Annotated in this window: 21 protein-coding genes, 1 tRNA gene and 1 pseudogene; 14 read left to right on the forward strand and 9 right to left on the reverse strand. The window is 35.7% G+C overall.

The window, feature by feature from the left end:
• The first annotated feature begins 6 nt into the window (after positions 1 to 6).
• On the forward strand, positions 7 to 1092 hold the full coding sequence (gene uxuA, locus OS139_RS00220; RefSeq protein WP_002296654.1) for a mannonate dehydratase: 1086 nt from the start codon (positions 7 to 9) through the stop codon (positions 1090 to 1092).
• Positions 1085 to 1798, forward strand: coding sequence for an HAD family hydrolase (locus OS139_RS00225; RefSeq protein ID WP_002331733.1), 714 nt, complete (start codon positions 1085 to 1087; stop codon positions 1796 to 1798). Before uxuA ends, OS139_RS00225 begins: the two co-directional genes overlap by 8 nt.
• 206 nt (positions 1799 to 2004) lie before the next feature.
• On the opposite strand, the gene OS139_RS00230 is transcribed toward OS139_RS00225, so the two are convergent.
• A complete protein-coding gene (locus OS139_RS00230; protein ID WP_002331734.1) occupies positions 2005 to 2154 on the reverse strand; it encodes a hypothetical protein in 150 nt (49 codons plus the stop codon).
• A 395-nt stretch (positions 2155 to 2549) separates the two neighbouring features.
• Here OS139_RS00230 and OS139_RS00235 point away from each other — a divergent pair, with 395 nt between their 5' ends.
• Positions 2550 to 2750 carry a cold-shock protein gene (locus tag OS139_RS00235; RefSeq protein WP_002293303.1) on the forward strand — a complete coding sequence of 67 codons (201 nt, stop codon included), beginning with the start codon at positions 2550 to 2552 and terminating at the stop codon, positions 2748 to 2750.
• Between the two features lie 567 nt (positions 2751 to 3317).
• The gene (locus tag OS139_RS00240) at positions 3318 to 3893 is read left to right on the forward strand and encodes a hypothetical protein (RefSeq protein ID WP_016627990.1); all 576 of its coding nucleotides are present in this window, start codon (positions 3318 to 3320) and stop codon (positions 3891 to 3893) included.
• A 60-nt stretch (positions 3894 to 3953) separates the two neighbouring features.
• Here OS139_RS00240 and OS139_RS00245 read toward each other — a convergent pair whose 3' ends face one another.
• The 4 genes from OS139_RS00245 to OS139_RS00260 form a co-directional block, all read right to left on the reverse strand.
• Positions 3954 to 4319 (reverse strand): TIGR02328 family protein, encoded by a 366-nt coding sequence (locus OS139_RS00245; protein WP_002296662.1) that lies wholly within the window; start codon positions 4317 to 4319, stop codon positions 3954 to 3956.
• A gap of 75 nt (positions 4320 to 4394) precedes the next feature.
• Complete coding sequence (locus OS139_RS00250; RefSeq protein ID WP_002296663.1) at positions 4395 to 4640, reverse strand: helix-turn-helix domain-containing protein; 246 nt, start codon at positions 4638 to 4640, stop codon at positions 4395 to 4397.
• A gap of 69 nt (positions 4641 to 4709) precedes the next feature.
• Positions 4710 to 4964 carry a hypothetical protein gene (locus OS139_RS00255; RefSeq protein WP_002296665.1) on the reverse strand — a complete coding sequence of 85 codons (255 nt, stop codon included), beginning with the start codon at positions 4962 to 4964 and terminating at the stop codon, positions 4710 to 4712.
• A 163-nt stretch (positions 4965 to 5127) separates the two neighbouring features.
• Positions 5128 to 5451, reverse strand: coding sequence for a hypothetical protein (locus OS139_RS00260; protein ID WP_002321681.1), 324 nt, complete (start codon positions 5449 to 5451; stop codon positions 5128 to 5130).
• Positions 5452 to 5637: 186 nt separating this feature from the next.
• On the opposite strand from OS139_RS00260, the gene OS139_RS00265 reads away from it, so the two are divergent.
• Positions 5638 to 5711: transfer RNA gene (locus OS139_RS00265), tRNA-Ile, on the forward strand.
• A gap of 263 nt (positions 5712 to 5974) precedes the next feature.
• Here the strand turns inward: OS139_RS00265 and OS139_RS00270 are convergent.
• Together OS139_RS00270 and OS139_RS00275 are read right to left on the reverse strand one after the other, a co-directional pair.
• The gene (locus OS139_RS00270) at positions 5975 to 6472 is read right to left on the reverse strand and encodes an isochorismatase family cysteine hydrolase (RefSeq protein ID WP_002296667.1); all 498 of its coding nucleotides are present in this window, start codon (positions 6470 to 6472) and stop codon (positions 5975 to 5977) included.
• Positions 6473 to 6511: 39 nt separating this feature from the next.
• On the reverse strand, positions 6512 to 7321 hold the full coding sequence (locus OS139_RS00275; RefSeq protein ID WP_002331735.1) for a Cof-type HAD-IIB family hydrolase: 810 nt from the start codon (positions 7319 to 7321) through the stop codon (positions 6512 to 6514).
• Positions 7322 to 7654: 333 nt separating this feature from the next.
• Here OS139_RS00275 and OS139_RS00280 point away from each other — a divergent pair, with 333 nt between their 5' ends.
• The 9 genes from OS139_RS00280 to OS139_RS00320 all read left to right on the forward strand — a co-directional run bounded on the left by OS139_RS00280 (position 7655) and on the right by OS139_RS00320 (position 13724).
• Positions 7655 to 8512, forward strand: coding sequence for a glycosyltransferase family 8 protein (locus tag OS139_RS00280; protein ID WP_002296670.1), 858 nt, complete (start codon positions 7655 to 7657; stop codon positions 8510 to 8512).
• Positions 8505 to 9407 (forward strand): glycosyltransferase family 8 protein, encoded by a 903-nt coding sequence (locus OS139_RS00285; RefSeq protein ID WP_002298674.1) that lies wholly within the window; start codon positions 8505 to 8507, stop codon positions 9405 to 9407. Before OS139_RS00280 ends, OS139_RS00285 begins: the two co-directional genes overlap by 8 nt.
• 32 nt (positions 9408 to 9439) lie before the next feature.
• Positions 9440 to 9790 carry an iron-sulfur cluster biosynthesis family protein gene (locus OS139_RS00290; protein ID WP_325066760.1) on the forward strand — a complete coding sequence of 117 codons (351 nt, stop codon included), beginning with the start codon at positions 9440 to 9442 and terminating at the stop codon, positions 9788 to 9790.
• Positions 9791 to 9838: 48 nt separating this feature from the next.
• Positions 9839 to 10762 (forward strand): magnesium transporter CorA family protein, encoded by a 924-nt coding sequence (locus OS139_RS00295; protein WP_002376595.1) that lies wholly within the window; start codon positions 9839 to 9841, stop codon positions 10760 to 10762.
• Between the two features lie 77 nt (positions 10763 to 10839).
• On the forward strand, positions 10840 to 11733 hold the full coding sequence (locus OS139_RS00300; protein WP_002331736.1) for an SDR family oxidoreductase: 894 nt from the start codon (positions 10840 to 10842) through the stop codon (positions 11731 to 11733).
• Positions 11734 to 11770: 37 nt separating this feature from the next.
• The gene (amaP, locus tag OS139_RS00305; protein WP_002296677.1) at positions 11771 to 12334 is read left to right on the forward strand and encodes an alkaline shock response membrane anchor protein AmaP; all 564 of its coding nucleotides are present in this window, start codon (positions 11771 to 11773) and stop codon (positions 12332 to 12334) included.
• A gap of 12 nt (positions 12335 to 12346) precedes the next feature.
• A complete protein-coding gene (locus OS139_RS00310; RefSeq protein ID WP_002331737.1) occupies positions 12347 to 12535 on the forward strand; it encodes a DUF2273 domain-containing protein in 189 nt (62 codons plus the stop codon).
• Between the two features lie 12 nt (positions 12536 to 12547).
• Positions 12548 to 13450: an Asp23/Gls24 family envelope stress response protein gene (locus tag OS139_RS00315; protein ID WP_002296679.1), complete on the forward strand. Its 903-nt coding sequence runs from the start codon at positions 12548 to 12550 to the stop codon at positions 13448 to 13450.
• 31 nt (positions 13451 to 13481) lie between these two features.
• Positions 13482 to 13724, forward strand: a complete 243-nt coding sequence (locus OS139_RS00320) for a GlsB/YeaQ/YmgE family stress response membrane protein (protein ID WP_002291278.1) — start codon at positions 13482 to 13484, stop codon at positions 13722 to 13724.
• 410 nt (positions 13725 to 14134) lie between these two features.
• Here the strand turns inward: OS139_RS00320 and OS139_RS00325 are convergent.
• Together OS139_RS00325 and OS139_RS00330 are read right to left on the reverse strand one after the other, a co-directional pair.
• A pseudogene (locus tag OS139_RS00325) lies at positions 14135 to 14506 on the reverse strand (hypothetical protein).
• Positions 14507 to 15141: 635 nt separating this feature from the next.
• The gene (locus OS139_RS00330) at positions 15142 to 15369 is read right to left on the reverse strand and encodes a helix-turn-helix domain-containing protein (protein ID WP_002295139.1); all 228 of its coding nucleotides are present in this window, start codon (positions 15367 to 15369) and stop codon (positions 15142 to 15144) included.
• Between the last annotated feature and the right edge of the window lie 7 nt (positions 15370 to 15376).

The raw sequence follows: 15376 nt of genomic DNA on the forward strand, positions 1-15376 counted from the left end.
GAAAAGATGAAGTGGGGATTTAGATGGTATGGTGAAAAAGGGGATTCGATCCCATTAAAATATGTTCGCCAAATACCGGGAATAAATGGGATAATTGGAACTTTGCTGACTAAAATGCCTGGAGATGTTTGGGAGATTTCAGAAATTGAGGAGTTGAAAGCATCTGTTGAGAGCCAAGGACTGGAACTGCTTGGAATTGAAAGTGTAGCGATCCACGATGCAATCAAGGCAGGGACAGATGAACGAGATTACTATATTGATAACTATATACGAACAATCAAAAACTTGTCTCGATGTGGGGTTCGATTGATTTGTTATAGCTTCAAACCAATTTTTGGATGGGCGAAAACTGATTTGTTTAATGAAAACAACGATGGAAGCTATTCTCTTTTATACGATCAGAAAATCGTCGATCAGATGGAGCCAGGAGAAATGTATCAATTGATACACAGCCAGTCAAAGGGATTCAAATTGCCGGGTTGGGAAGAAGAACGGTTGAAAAAATTCGCTCAGCTGGAAAAACTGTATGAAGGAATGACCGAAGAAGAATTATTTGAAAATCTGACTTATTTTTTAGAAAAAGTGATTCCAGTGTGCGAAAAAGCAGATGTAAAAATGGCTATCCATCCAGATGATCCGCCATGGGAACTTTTTGGTTTTCCTAGAGTGACGAAAAATCTTGGCGACTTGAAGAAAATTCTAAATGCAGTAGATTCTCCATATAATGGACTAACGCTGTGCACAGGATCTTTAGGGGCAAATCCGGAAAACGATTTAGTTGAAATCATCCATGAGGTAGGTTCGCGCATCCATTTTGTCCACTTCAGAAACGTGGAGTTTTTAGGAGAAAGAAAGTTCAAAGAAACGGCACATCCCTCTACAGAAGGCTCCCTTGATATGTATCATATTATGAAAGCGCTGGTGCAAGAAGGGTTCGACGGTCCTATACGCCCTGATCATGGTAGAACCGTGTGGGGTGAAGTGGCTATGCCTGGATATGGCCTGTATGATCGTGCAATGGGACTCACTTACATGCAAGGTCTATATGAGGCGATAAGTAAGGAAAAACCACTGGGAGAGCATTATGAATAAAATCAAGCTCTTCATCTTTGATATGGATGGCCTTTTATTAGAAACTGGACGTTTAGCTTATCGTGCTTATGTAAAATCAGCACAAAAGTATGATTATGAAATGCGTAAGGAAGTCTATTATTTACTAACTGGCCAAACAGAAATGGCGATAAGAGAACAAATGGGCATTTTGTACGGAGAAGATGTTCCATATATCAAATGGCGAGAAGCAATCAATCAATATAAAGAAAAAATCGTGAAAGAAGATAAGAGAGTATATACGAAAAAAGGAGCAGAAGAAATTTTATCTTTTGCAAAAGAAAGAGGAATCCATACAATCGTGGCCTCGTCTAATACACGCGAGAAAATAGAAATGTATTTAAAAATGGAAAATCTATATGCCTTGTTTGATCAAATCATTTCAGGGGATGATGTAAAAAAAGGAAAACCGGAACCAGAGATCTTTTTGAAAGCTTGTTCAAAAATGAATATTCCTCCAAGTGAAGCACTTGTATTTGAAGACTCGATTGCAGGGATCGAAGCAGCAAGGCGAGCGGGCATTTTGTCTTTTCTCATCAAAGATCATTTGATAGGGTTGCCCGATCATAATGGGAAGCATAAGTTGAAAGTAGATGTAAGTTTATATGAATCCAATAAAGCAGACTATGAATTTTATGACATGCATCAAGCAAAACGGTTTTTAGAAAGTAAAGGGTTGTATCTCTAATAAAGAGGACTATTTTCTAGTCCTCTTTATTTATTGTCCTGCACGACTGAGGGAACAGATGAAAAAGAAGTAATTTTTTATTTTGAAGTATCTACCTTATTTGTAGTGAACAATTTAGAACAAACACAAAACGCATCTACTGTTATCTATCAGTAGATGCGTTTAAAGAGAAGAACGAGAATCGTCCATATGAGGGTTTCCACTCCTTATGCAGATTTTTTTAATTCTTGCATTGCTTGTTCGATCGTAACACCTGTCGCTACATGATTGGTATTTTCTTTGTCAAAAACGACAAATAGATTCAAATCTGTATCCAAGGTTACTCGATATTGTATATCTTTGTTATAGAATGTCATAGCCATTCTCCTTTCTTTAAATACTTGCTGAAAGGCAACGAACGCGTTGATAACGAAATTCCGTTTATAAGTATACCACCAATTGAAAGGTTTTCATAGTTAAGAAATTTTAAAGTCAAAAGTTGCAGATAAAAGCAAATAAACAAGAAAACAAAAAGTGAATCAATCGCGGTTATTCAACTTTTTCTTCGATTCGAAGACAATAGAAGACAATGAATTTTATATTTCATTGCATTATCCTTGTGTTATTAGAAAAAGCATGATATATTAAATGAGTAATCTATTTTGAAACGTAATTTGAGCGATATATCTACATAGATAAAACTCCTTTTGCCTATCAAATATTTATTGCAACGAAAAAACGTACATTGATACGTATCAGGAGGAATTTATTTATGAATAACGGTACAGTAAAATGGTTCAACGCAGACAAAGGTTTTGGCTTTATCACTGGTGAAGATGGAAATGATGTATTTGCACATTTTTCAGCTATCCAAGGTGACGGCTTCAAAACTTTAGAAGAAGGCCAAGCAGTGTCTTACGATGTTGAAGATGGTCAACGTGGCCCTCAAGCAACAAACATTGTTAAAGCTTAATAAAAATTGACTTTTAACCGTCTTTTCTTTCGAAAAGACGGTTTTTTTGTACGAAAAAATTCATTGGTCGTTGAATAGGCTGAATAGTAGTGTATAAAACAATTTTGTGGAGCGTGAGGCTTTTATGGTAGAGGAAAATACGAATAAAGTGATGTTGATAAAAAGATTCCTATCTTGAATATGAATCGAGATGTCTTGAAAATGAATGAGTTTGACCAATCATTATCCTATCGAAATTTACAGTTTCGTTCGATTGGTCTGTCAATTAATGAAAAAGTAAAAAAGAATATGTTCTAGGAAGAGGGCGGCACATCTAAATTTTTAAGTAACGGACAGTTCAAATATCAAGCATTGAAAGAGGCTATCCTACTGTTTGAAGGAATACGAATATATAAAAACGACAAAGAGGAAAAAGTAGTTCATTAAATCCCTTCAAGTGATGAAAGAATGAGATCTAATAAAACCTGATCTTTCATCTGTTTTTTAAATAACGTAATAATTTTTTTATTTTTTGTGCTTACGCCGTTATTGTAGAGTGATTTAGCATTCTTATTTTTAAAAATAACTGTGTTATATATTAAAAAAGGCATAATAGTTATAAGCTTTTTTAAAGAATATTTAGAAATTATTAATTTTCGTCTGAAAACAAAAAAAGAAAGCGTTATTATTTTAGTCTATTTTCAGGGGGGTAACCTTATGATAAAAAAACTATTTTTACTATCAATATTAACGCTAGCAATGGCAGGTTGTTCTGACTCTGGCTTAGCAACTGAACTGATCACAAAATTAACTGAAGCCACGACAGAGGAGTTAAAATGTGGAAACGATCACAGTGACTACAGAGGCTTAAATCGACGATGCATGGGAATATTAGGCAGAAGCAATTGTAAGCATCGATGTAGTAATCGAAGAAGGTGTAGAAGAAGCAACAGAAAAATCAAAAGAAAGATCAAAAGAAAGATCAAAAGAAGCAATCTGTGCTGTGCATCGTATACAGACGTCGAAGATGCGGTACTTTTAAACCACGTCAGGAGATGTTCATTTATGTCTAGGGAAGTTGGCGATGAACCAAAACTAGAGTACGCTTTTAGTTTTGCACGTGAGGATGAAGATAACCCTAAAACTTACGACATTTTAGCTTGATCTAAGATGGTTAAAGCTTTTTAATGAAGTAAGAGGAGATAGAAGGCTTTTCTAGTTATATTAGGTAAGATAAATTCCTTTTTGCTCCAAATTTGCTAAACATTCTGCTAGATAAACTTCATCGTGTTCCGGATAAATCGGCACGTTGCGCTCTACAGTAGGTAAATCAAAAAATGCTTCGCATGATTTGCCACGATACATAGGATTTTTCCACTCTGGTGCTGGGCTGTAACCACGTTTTTCCATTTCATCCATGACAAGCTGATGATATTGGAATAATCTATAAGGAGAATAGTGAAAAACATAATCCACAGTAGCATGTTTCTTTCCCCAGCCATTTCCTCTTAATGCACAGCATTCCCGATGTTGTCCTAAAAGCTGTTGACGAGGAAGCTTTGAAATCAATTTTTCATGCCATAATCGCATAGAAATGTCTCCTTTATATATAGATTGTTAACCTTAGACGTTAAATGAAAAAACCAGCACCAAGGCTGGAAAAAATCACTTCAGTTTGCTTGCTGTTTCTGAGCGACCAATTAGGTAATCAACGGAAATATCGTAAAAGTCAGCGATATAGATTAATTCAATGATGCTTGGAATTTCTTCTCCTTCTTCGTACTTACGATATTTGAATAAAGGAATACTTAACGCGCTAGAAACAGCTACTTGAGATAAAGATCGGCCAGTTCTTAAGAAATTCAGACGACAACGTAAAGTATCCAGTAAAATAGCTTCTTCGATACTCATTTAATCACCTTTCATTATAGTAGAATAGTTATAATGACTATAGAAAGCTACACATGCAATCAATAGTACTCAATGTTTTTTATTTAAACGTATCAAATAAAGAATGACGATCAATAAAGACAAAACCAGTCCTGATAATTCTTCTATAAAAACACTATCGGGTTCAAAGTAGTTGTAATTAAAAACTTTCCACATAAAGTAGATAGCCGGAAGAGTCAAAATAGCTAAATAAAACCGTTCTTTGTTCCAATTCATAAGATAAACAATACTTGCGACCAGTGCGACCGCAGGCACCCAAAACAAAACTCTCACCAACGTAATCATGTAACGGACTCCTCAACGATTCATATAATAAAAGATAACATGTTATTGCATACATCACAAATGAAATGCTAGGAAAATAAAAGAAGAATAGATCAATGAAAAATGAAAAAGCAGAACAGTTTTCTGCTGATAAGCAGGAACTGTTCCGCTGAATGTGTCTTATCTATCGAGAAAAAATCAATGGATTGATATCTAAGTAATTCAATACATATAAAAAGAGGACGATCGCATTCACTAAAAAGGAAAGAATGATGATCCCATAGCGAATGGAAACATATTTAACAAATACTTTTGTTTGAATACGGGCATATCTTTTTCCTTTATAGCTGAGCATCATGACAAGAAGCAAAAGGGTAATCACACCTTGAAAAATCATTCCAATAAACAGAATTCCTGAGGTTTGATAATTTAATTGGAGAAAATAAGCTGCTGCCGCAACTAAATCGAATAAAATCGCAATAAATGGCAAAATAATCACTCCTAACATTGAGAATAAATAAAAGAATAACATTTTTTCTAAAATAAGCAAATAAAAATTAAAGTAACAAAATAGTTATGACACAAGTAAAAGAAATAAGAATAACAATATTATTTTACTTATATTTTGAAACTTGCGAGAGTTTATCATCCGTGCTATAGTTGAAAAGTAACAAAAATAAATTTTATTTATGATGTACCTTTAGCTCAGTTGGTTAGAGCAGACGGCTCATAACCGTCCGGTCGTAGGTTCGAGTCCTACAAGGTACATAAGAGGTTGTGAAAAAGCTGCCCTGCATCAAGTAATAAGAACAGCCAAGTAAAAACAGCTTCTTATGTTTTTTACTTGGCTGGACTTATTACTGCAGATGCAAGCTTTTGAATACCGTTTAAGGAAGAGGTCGTGAGCCTGCCGTTTCACTCTGTGTCATAAAAAAGCCAATCTACTTTGATAGAAAAAGCACGTAGGACTAAAACAGTTCTGCGTGCTTTTTTTATTGTGTGTTAAATATCGTAAATGAAGATAGATATTTTTATGATTCGACGATAGAGACGTTGAAATCTTTCAACAGCTCTAAAGCGGATTCTCCGTGTTTTCTACTGGAGACTAACATTGGATCAACAAAAAAGTCTGCTTCAGGAAAAGCACTCTGCAGGCCTATCAGATTAGAGAGTACACACAAGTTTGTTTCAATCCCGACTACTTCGATCTCTTTTTGTTCTTCTTTGCTTTCAAATAAAGTTTCCTGGATTTCAGCTAAAGTTTCAGGTGGAATCGTAAAGTAATACTTTTTAATCACTCGTTCATTTTCTTGTGGAGAAAGAAGAGGGATCAATTGCAAATCTTCTCGTTCTTCTTCTTTGTCCTTCAGTTCAACTGGAATATCCCGTGTGAAGAGAATATATTCATTATTTTGGCGTGCTTTAGCTAATCTTTGAGCAATACGTTCTGCCAATTGATCTGACTCTGGAATATAAAATTCGCTGTTTGGATCAAGAATATGATTTTGCATATCAATAATAACTAACATTTTCTTTCCTCCTACATTCATATCGTCATTTTATTCTTTTTAATAAAAGTTTTTTAAAATATAAGCAACACCAGCTTCTTCATTCGTCAGCGTTACTTGGTTTGCAATTTCTTTTACTTGTCGCTGTGCATTCCCCATCGCAATACTCAAACCGCTGTAATTCAACATAGCAATGTCGTTTTCTTGATCGCCAAAAGCCATGATGTCACTCGATTCGATTCCAAGGTAATCCGCCAGAAAAACAAGTGAATGAGCTTTAGTGATACCTGTAGGCGTGATTTCTAAGAAATGCGGATCAGAGAATACTGATTGGATACCATCTGCTTGCAGATCTCTTTGTAGCTTCTGTAGTTTTTCTTCACTCTTATCTGTTAATGCTAATTTAAGATAGCTAAGAGAAGGATCTTCCAACATATTTAAAATTTGATCAAAAGAATGGTTCTGCAAATTGAAATGTTCATAATAAGGGTCATCTTTGACTAGACTTGATTCATCGAATGTCAGCTGATCATCTTGGGTTTCTCGGCTAGCAATGATGGATATTTTCGCTTCTTGAGCATAGAAGAAGGCTTTTCTCAGTGTATCGCTATCTATTTTTGAACGTCTGAGAACTTTCGCCATTTTTCCATCCTTCATTTCAGCAATCAGTGAACCATTGGAAGAAATCAAATAGCCACCGATTCCTAATTCGGAAAAAATATCTTTAGCAGAAATGCTGTTCCTTCCGGTAGCGACGGTTACGATTCCGCCATTTTCATCAAATTTCCGAAGTGCTTGGATATTTTCTTCTGGTATCTTTCCATTTCGATCAAGCAAGGTACCGTCTAAATCAATCGCTGCTAGTTTCATTTTATCTTCCTACTTTCTTTTTACATATCTATTTTCCTGTTACCTTAAGATTAAATGAGAATTTAAAAAAATGAAACTAACTTGCTTTGTCATTATGAATTTTTTCAAAAAACATTCTTAAGAAAAAGGTGGCTATATATAGTAGTTTTTGGTCAATATCTTTGAATAAAAAGCCATGAAAAACGAATAGTTAGCGCTTACTAATGCGTTTTGTGATAAAAAAATTTTAAAATATTCAATGAAAACAAAGCATATATTTTGCTTTAAAACCAAATGAGGAATATTCTAGATGTAGAACAGGTTAGAAAAAGATTAGAAAAAGGAGTGATTTTGATGGAGAAGAGATACGGCGTAGTTCCTGTGGTAACTGCTTCAGACGAAAATTATGCTCCTTACTTGAGCGTGATGATCGCAACTGCATTAGAAAATTGCAATAAAACAAGACGCATAAAATTTTATGTGATTGACGATGGTCTATCAGAATATAGTAAAGAAGGATTGGAAGAAACGGTAAATAAATATTCAAGTAATGCAAGTATCCAATTCCTGACAGTGGAAAAAGATATCTACGAAGACTTCCTAGTCAGTGACCATATCACAACTACCGCTTACTTAAGAATTTCTTTACCAAACTTATTAGCTAAAGAGGATTATAAGAAAGTCCTTTACTTAGATTCAGATGTGTTAGTACTAGACGATATCGTAAAACTATATGATGAGCCGTTAAATGGAAAAACAATCGGCGCTATTATCGATCCAGGCCAAGTGAAAGCTTTGGAAAGATTAGGAATCGATTCCGATGACTTGTACTTCAATTCAGGAGTGATGGTGATTGACATTGATCAATGGAATAAAAAAGAAATTACAGAAAAAACTATCCATTACCTCAGTGAAAATGGCGATCGAATCATCTATCACGACCAAGATGCTTTGAATGCTGTACTTTATGAAGATTGGGAACAACTTCATCCAAAATGGAACATGCAGACTTCGCTGATTTTTGAACGTCATCCAGCACCAAATGAAAAATATGAACGTCAGTATAAAGAAGGAAATGAAAAACCTTCGATCGTTCACTTTACAGGACATGATAAACCTTGGAATACGTTGAAAGATCATCCGTATACCAATTTATACTTAAAAAAATTAGCACACAGTACTCTAACGAAAGTAGGCGAGATCAATGAATAAAAAAGAAATAGCAGTAGTCGCAAGTTGTAACACAAAATTCGTACCACATTTAGCTGCATTATTTGTCTCAGTATTAGATAATTGCAACCCGTCTAAATTTGTTCGGTTCTATGTGATTGACGATGATATCGATTTTGAAAGTAAACAGCTTTTACGCTTCTCAGTGAAAAACGCACGAATGAACTCAGATGTGGAATTCTTGAAAATCAATAAAGAATTCTTTACAAATGTGGTAATCAGCGATCGTATTCCAGAAACAGCTTATTATCGTATTGCGATTCCGGAATTGTTCCGCGGCACAGAAGTTGAACGTATCTTATATATGGATTGCGACATGATCGCTTTACAAGATATCTCTAAATTATGGCGTCTTGACTTCGGTGATTCAATCGTAGCAGCTGTTGAAGACGCTGGGTTCCATCAACGTCTGGAAAAAATGGAAATTTCAGCTAAATCAATGCGTTATTTCAACTCAGGTTTGATGCTGATCAATGTGAAAAAATGGTTAGATGAAAATATTACGCAAAAAGTATTAGATTTCATCGAACATAATCCAGAAAAATTACGATTCCATGACCAAGATGCATTAAATGCTATCTTACATGACCGTTGGTTACCACTTCATCCGCGTTGGAATGCACAAGGCTATATCATGGCAAAAGCAAAAAAACATCCAACAGCAGCAGGCGAACGTGAATACGAAGAAACTCGCAACAATCCTTACATTATCCATTTTTCAGGACATGTGAAACCGTGGAGCAAGGATTTTGAAGGGCCAACGAAGAAATATTACGAAAAATATGCAGGGATGACGGCTTTCCGCTGTGTAGCTAAATTCCCTAAATATCCAAAATACGCAAAAGTTCAACCAAAAACAGATGTAGTTGTTAAATAATAGAAGACAACAACTGAAGAGGGGGAGTAGGAATGGAAATTACAATGTCTAAAAATGCAGTAGAGACGTTAATTGAAAAGGTTGGGGAAAATACAAAAATCGCACTCGCGCTCATCAATGTTTCCGATCCATTTTTAAGGGACAAAGGTGCTTTTGCAAAAGGCAGCTTTTTTCAAATCATTCCTTTTGTTTCGGAATTTGGAGAATATGCGACTAAAATCGAGCATCCATTATTGGACATCTATACATCTAAATTAGAGCAAAATTATTTCGGTAAACGATTGAACATGGACTTCAACAAACAGCTTGACAGCTTTTCATTAGAAAATGAAATCGCAGTACTCGATTATAATATCAAATTAAAGAACTGCTTCTTCAGCTAATAGTTTCGAGAAAGTCCAAAAAGGAGGTATACATTGAGATACTACTTTGTGGATGAAGAAAAGAATGTAACAGAAACAGATGAAAAAAAATATAATTGGCTCGTACTTGATAGTGCAAAGCCCGAAGAGATTGAGCAAGCAATCGAAGAATTCGAGCTTCCTGATGATATTTTCGTAGGAACCGAATATCCGGAAGAAGTTTCTCGGATGGAGCGCCTTTATGAGACGAAACTAGAGCATCCATTTTCTTTGGTAGTGATTAATCTAGATCAGTCAGATAATCGTATCGAAAAAAAATTAACGCCAATATCTTTTGTACTTTCCGATAATCTCTTGATTACTTGTATCGATAGAAAAACCGAATTTGTGGATCGGCTGCTGACAAAGCATGGAAATCATTTAAACTCGTTTGAAAAGATCATCACGTATACATTATTAGATATTTACACCCATTACGTGAAAGAACTAAGAGAGATGAAAAAGCGAATTGACGCTTTGGATAAAGCAGCTCGTAAAACAACGGAAAATGAAGAACTGTATAAACAGGCAGATCTTGAAAGAGACATCGTATATATCGATCATACCTTAAGAGATCAACGGGAAACAATGGATCAATTATGGAATTCTGAAACTTTCATCAAACGTTTAGATGATGAACAGCTACTCTATGATGTCCATTTGAGACAGCGACAAACAGAAAAAATGATCGAGATCTATCGAGATTTATTAGAGAGTATTGGTGATCTATTCAACGGGATGATGGACAATAATCTAAATCATATCATGAAATATCTAGATTCAGCTGCATTAATCATTTCCGTTCCGGCGTTGTTCGCAGGGATTTGGGGAATGAATACAGGAGGATTACCGGGTAAAAGTTCTGCTCTAGGCTTTATACTCGTAGTCTTTGGCTCTTTGATAGCAGCAGTAGTTTTAGGTTACCATTTATACCGGAAAGATTATACAAATTAAAGAATCTATTTAAAACAGGTATCAAACAAAGAAATTTGTTTTGGCAATACAATTTAAAAACTAGGAGGAATACAGCAATGACAGAACCAAAATTAATCGACCCACGAAACTTGTACCATACGGAGAAATTTCCTAAACAAGATCAGGATACACCAGCTTTACAGCAGAATATGATTCCTGTTCCTGATTGCGGAGAAGAATCCTATGAAGGCAATAATCAACTAGAAAACCGCCGTGTACTAATCACTGGTGGAGATTCAGGGATCGGTCGTGCAGCAGCGATTGCATTTGCTAGAGAAGGAGCAGATATCGCTCTTCAATTCTTCCCAGGAGAAGAAAAAGATGCAGAGGAAGTAGCAAAATACGTGAAAGATGCAGGACGTAAGATTGTCTTACTACCTTTTGATCTTCGTGACGAACAAGCACCTAAAGAAATCATAGATAAAACCGTGAGTGAACTTGGCGGGCTAGATACGATGGTACTAAACGCAGGACAGCAAATTTCTTGTCAGTCTATTGCTGAGTTACCACTTGAGCAAGTCAAAGACACATTTATGATAAACATCATCGCTATGTTTGCTTTAGTGAAAGAAGCTGTTCCGCATATCCCAGCAGGAGGAGCAATCGTAACAACAACTTCTGTTCAAGCATTCAATCCAAGCGAACATTTATTAGATTACGCAGCAACAAAAGCTTCAATCGCTAACTTTACGATCGGTTTAGCAAAACAGCTTGCACCTAAAGGAATCCGTGTAAATGGTGTAGCACCTGGTCCAATCTGGACACCATTACAACTAGACGAAGGACAACCTTCTGATTCGATCCCTGAATTTGGTCAGCAAAGTTTACTAGAACGTGCAGGTCAGCCAGGAGAATTAGCACCAGTTTATGTTTTCTTAGCATCGAATAAAGCAAGTTATGTTACAGCCCAAATTTACGGAGTAACTGGTGGAGAAGCGATCAACTTATAAGAAGTTGATCGTTTCACCCCTATGAGGAGGTGCGAAAATGAATAAAGGTGTAAAAACGATCGGAGTGATCGGAACGTTACTTTTGCTATCTGTGCTTTTGTTTGCGATACTATTAAGTGCAACCTATCCATTGCCTTTTCAGCTAGAGAAGTTTCGATTCTTTTCCATCACTAATTCATACGTGCAACAATATGTATTTTGGCTTGCCGTTGCATTTGCTATTTTGACAATTATCACGTTACTTGTTTTCCTGTTTTATCCAAAAACAATCGGAAACTTTCTACTGAAACATGGTGATGGGGAGTTGACGTTGGATAAAAAAGCAATTGAAGGAATGGTTCGTTCTCACTTGCATGAAGATGAATTCATTCATTCACCAAAAGTAAATGTCAAAGCAACGAAAAACAAGATCGCCGTCAATGTAAAAGGGGAGTTGAAACGAACTTCAGCACTCATTGGTAAAACAGGAACATTGATGAAAGAAATCGAAAATGAAGTACAACACATATTGGGAACAAAAGAGCCAGTGAAAGTATCGGTGAAATACACAGGCTTTGAAGAACCAGCTAAACGAAGCAATGACCGCAAACGAGTAGAATAGGGGGGACCAAAAATGAAAGAACTATTTTCGACATACAAGCTCCCTATCATCTTTGGGGTACTTGGATTGATATTAGCCGTTTTATGGATCACCGTGGGCTTTTTCAAGACCTTATTAATCTTGATCACGGCAGCGATCGGCGTCGCTATCGGTTTTTATCTGAAACAAACGAAAATCTTAGATCACTATTTTAAATCTTAGGAGGAAACATCCATGAATAACAATAACAAAAATAATAACAATAAAATGAACAACCAAAAACCAGTGTCTGCACATCCAGACCCAACGACACCAAACCAATCAAATGGTGTGAACGATGAAAAGAACAAAACAGCACCAGTATCTGCACATCCAGATCCAGTAGTCCCTAACGTTCAACAAGGAGTAGAAGAGAAGAAACATGATGCAGAAAAGCATGCACCTCATCATCCAGGAACTCCAGAATCTAAAGTTCCAGAACAACATGATGCAATCGATCCTTCTAAACCTGTGGAAGAGCAAAAACATCCTTCTGACCATGCGAAAGCACAAGAAAAACTTAGTTCTGACCACACAAACGGACAAGGAAAACTTGGTTCTGATCATACAAATAACCAAGGAAAGCATGATTCTGAACAGGAAGATTCAATGCGCGGTGAGCTGAATTATGAAGATAAAGTTGTGCAAAAAATCATCGGAATCGCAATTGAACAAGTAGACGGTTTATTATCTGCAAACGGTGGTTTCTTCTCTAATGTGGCAGGAAAACTTGTGAATACAGATAATGTAACGGCTGGGATCGAAACAGAAGTCGGTAAAAAACAAGTAGCAGTTGATATGGATGTCATTGTGGAATATGGCAAAGATATCGAAAAAATATTTGAAGAAATGCAAGAAGTAATCGGCAAAGAAGTAAAAAATATGACACACTTAGAAGTGATCGAAGTCAACGCTAACGTAGTGGACATCAAAACAAAAGAAGAATTTGAAAAAGATCAAGAAACGGTGCAAGACAAAGTAACTGACGCAGCGAAAAAAACCGGTGAATTTGCTTCGAATCAAACAGATAAAGTAAAATCAGCAGCTGGAAGCGGCGCACAAAAAGTAAAAGAAAATACAGAACCACGGGTTCAGTAATAAGGAAGTAAAACATTAGGAGGAACGAAACATGGGATTTATTTGGTCACTTATCGTCGGAGGAATTATCGGAGCAATTGCAGGAGCAATCACGAATAAAGGTTCTTCGATGGGGATTATTGCAAATGTCGTAGCAGGTTTAGTTGGATCAGCACTTGGTCAAGCATTATTAGGTTCTTGGGGACCAAGTATTGCAGGAATGGCAATCGTGCCATCATTGATTGGTGCCATCATTTTAGTACTAATCGTATCATTCTTTGCTCGAAAACTGTAAAAAGACTTTTAAAAAGAGGTCGTGAAAAAGCTGTTCTTCATCAAGTAATAAGAACAGCCAAACAAAAATAGCTTCTCATATTTTTCATTTGGTTGGGCTTATTATCGAAGATGCAAGCTTTTGAACACCGTTTAAGAAAAAGAGGTCGTGAGCCTGCCGTTCAGCTACGAGTCACAAAGAACAATTTCAAAAACAGCTGCTCATGTTTGATGAATATTGTGGCTTGTGACCGAGAAGCTGGCAGGAGAACACTGTTTATACGGAATAAGGGGCTGTGACAAGATTTTTGTCACAGCCCCTTATTTGTGTAGGTAAATTCCCAATTAGATTTTTAAAAGTTTTTTAAGGGAAACCCAGTATGTTAACCAGTTTTTCCTTAAATGTGTCTTTATTGATACAGAGAAGCTTCTTTAATAAAATAATGTCTCCCTAAATTTTCTTGAGATAGGAAAGGTGAACATACAAAATAGTACGACCACTTGAAAGACCCAGATGATCCACAAATGGATCGTATGATACTGATGAAGTAAAAAGCAATGGATCAGAAACTCAAAGAGATTGAAAAAGACAAGGAAGAAATAATATCTCTTTTTTACTCTTGTCTATTTTAGCCAATAATAGCTCGTAAAGTAATCTAGACAAACAAATAGAAGTAAACAAAGTTTCGTAAGAGCAGTAATCGTATCATGTTGCTCTGCTAGACGATTGACGAGCAGGAAAAATGTTGGTAATGGAATATAGATCACGAGTAAAGAAAGAAAAAAGTAAACAATAAATGGCATACTATTCCTCCTAATTATGTGAGTTCGCCCTCATTTTAAAATAACGATATTTGTTTGTGAAGCTTTTTCGTGTCGTAACAAATGTTATCTAATGTGTTTTTAAATAAATAATCATTATTATCAAAATAATGTTAAAAATAAAAAAGAACAGTCCATCACTGTTATTCAAATCATTTTATCAAAACTACATAGTAAATGGTAAAAAGCAACATGACATAATATATAGAAGGCTTTACAGTATATATGGGAGTTTACTAAAAAAGAATGGAGTAAGAGTTAACACAATGGGCCATTAGCTGAAGTTTTAAGCACTTCAAGGTATGAAACAGAATGGCCTGTAATACTACATGATTATTTAGACTGCTCAAACTGCTATCAGTCTGGTGGAATGAATAAAGTATTATACTAAAAGAAGATCCAACTACAACGTAACAGGAAACCAGTTGTATCAGGAAAAGTGATAGTACATGGAGAATAAAAGGCCCCCTTTGTATGAGTCAGTACATATCTTATTTATAGATAAAACGGTATTCAATCGAAATAAAAAATCTGAATAATAGACGTAAATAACTTCTAAAAGTCTCACACATCTATCATTCAGATTATTTTTTATTTACTGTTTGTTCTACTTTATTTTATTCTTCTGGTATAGTATTCGAGTCATTTTTATAGGTCAACAAATCACCCGGTTGACACTCCAAAACTTGGCAGATTTTTTCGAGAGTGGAAAAACGGATGGCTTTTGCTTTTCCATTTTTTAGAATAGAGATGTTTGCCATCGTAATGCCCACTTTCTCACTCAATTCAGTCACACTCATTTTTTTTTGAGCTAATACTACATCTAAATTAACGATAATTGCCATGTCGCAC

Origin of the sequence: Enterococcus sp. E4-223 (genome assembly GCF_035727065.1) — a bacterium.
Taxonomy (GTDB): Bacteria; Bacillota; Bacilli; order Lactobacillales; family Enterococcaceae; genus Enterococcus_B; species Enterococcus_B faecium.